The sequence below is a fragment of the Plesiomonas sp. genome, from assembly GCF_051650925.1.
Classification (GTDB): Bacteria; Pseudomonadota; Gammaproteobacteria; order Enterobacterales; family CAMTGL01; genus Plesiomonas.
This window is the reverse complement of the sequence record NZ_JBOFRH010000515.1, coordinates 1-2,178: the sequence shown is the minus strand read 5'-3', so window position 1 is coordinate 2,178 and position 2,178 is coordinate 1. Positions and strand designations below refer to the sequence as shown.

Genomic DNA, 2,178 nt, shown 5'->3' with positions numbered 1-2,178 from the left:
CAGGCAGAGATCAAAAAGGCTCGGTCGATCTGCTGTGGGTTAACGGTGAGAATTTCCATATCTTAAAACAGTCTGGCTTGCTGTACGGCCCATGGGCAGACCACTTACCTAACTGGCAATATGTGGATCAATCTAAACCTGTCACCGTTGATTTTTCTGTGCCGACCGAGGGGTTTGAAGCACCATGGGGGTTGGCACAACTCACCTTTATCACTGACCGCCAATACACAACCTCGCCACCGAATTCGGCGGCCGAACTACTTACGTTTGCCCACCAGCATAGTGGGCGCGTAACCTACCCGCAGCCACCCGCTTTTCATGGTGTGGCGCTGTTAAAGCAACTGCTGCTTGAACTTACGCCTCACCCTGAGCGGCTGCAACAACCGGTGTCAGAATCGGCATTTACACAGGCGACTGCACCGCTGTGGCACTACCTTGATCAACTGCACCCGCTATTATGGCGACAGGGGCGCAGTTTTCCCCTGAGTGCGACAACCATGAATACTATGCTGGCAGACGGTGAACTGGTGTTATCTCTGACCTTTAACCCGAATGAAGCCGCCAGTTTGGTACGGCAAGAGCGCTTGCCACCGAGTGTGTATAGCTTTGGGTTCTCTGCCGGCATGCTCGGTAATGTTCATTATCTGGCTATTCCGTTTAATTCAAGCGCTAAGGCGGCTGCACAAGTTTTTGCTAATTTTTTGTTGTCTGCGCCTGCTCAGCAACGTAAAGCTGATATCGCTATTTGGGGTGATCCTTCGGTATTAAATGCCGCTATTTTGGAACAGGCCACACCGCAAGAGCGTACTCGTTCAAGGGATAACCACACAGCAACATCAACAGCGGCAAGCTCTGTCTCATCCATTCCGGTATTGGCTGAACCGCATGCCAGTTGGGTAGCACCATTAGAGCAGGAGTGGCTACGCCGTTATGGTAATCAGCCATAAGATACCCAGCTATCCAGGGTTTTAGGAGTGGTCAAATGACCATGTTAAAGAGTGGCAGCACGGCTGGCGGTAGTATCAGCCGATGCCTACAGGAAAAATGGCTATCGGTTTGTGCCATCTTGCTAGTAGGGCTGATATTTATACCCGTTGTTATCGGCGTGCTGCAAACGGCAGTGCCATTGCTCCGTTGGTCTGTATGGCAAAGTCTGCTTGCTGCGCCACAATTTGTTGCCGCGCTATGGCTGACCCTCAGTTCAACGGTTGGCTCAACCCTGCTGGCACTGGGGCTGATGTTGCTAACGGTTATCAGCTACTACACCAGCCCTAGCTGGCTGAAAATCAGCCGCCAACTGCCACTGTTTTTGGCTCTACCACATATTGCATTTGCAGTTGGCATCGCATTTCTGGTTGCACCCTCGGGCGGGTTCTCCCGTGTGCTTGCCTCCGTCTTTGCATGGGCTGTGCCACCCGCATGGCAAACAATCCATGACCCCTATGCCATCACACTGACGCTAACCCTTGCTCTCAAAGAGAGCTGGTTTTTGCTCTGGGCGATGTCTGCGCTGCTGCAAAAGCAAACTCTGCAACAACAACTGACCATGGCCCGTAGTTTAGGCTACGCCCCTCGGCAAATTTGGTGGCATATCCTGCTGCCACAACTGCTACCGCAGCTCAAATGGCCGTTGATTGCCGTTTCAGCCTACAGTATATCCGTTGTAGATATGGCACTGATCCTTGGGCCAACAACACCACCGACACTGGCTGTACTGATCAATCAATGGCTCAATGACCCCCGAGCACTGATTCAGCAACAAGGCAATACGGCTAGCTTAGTGCTTCCGCTATTACTGCTGGGGCTATGTTTATGCGGCAAAATTTTGTGGCATATTATCGCTTATACATGGCAACAGCCACGCGGTGTTCGCTGGCGTGGTATCTGCTGGCACAAAGTGAATTATCGGCAGGAAGTCAAAACAGGCTCTATCACTGCTCGCGCAACTGTCTATTTTTCAGGGTATTTTTTACAACACCTATCAAAGCTATTCCAACCGCTAATATGCGGGTTTCCCTTTGCCCTCGGCTGGTTTAGTTTGTTGATCATCGCACTGTGGTCTGTTGCCGACGGCTGGTTTTTCCCTGCTTTATGGCCAACTCACATCAGCCTTCACGCGTGGCTAAACAGTGACTATTCTCCGCTATTTCATACGACAAGCATCGCGCTAATCAGCAT

Annotated in this window: 1 protein-coding gene and 1 pseudogene; both read left to right on the top strand. The window is 51.3% G+C overall.

The window, feature by feature from the left end:
- The coding region (locus tag ACRC27_RS12330; protein ID WP_438640000.1) for an ABC transporter substrate-binding protein at positions 1-947 on the top strand (947 nt) is incomplete at its 5' end.
- 35 nt (positions 948-982) lie between these two features.
- Positions 983-2,178, top strand: a pseudogene (locus ACRC27_RS12325) (hypothetical protein); the annotation flags it as partial.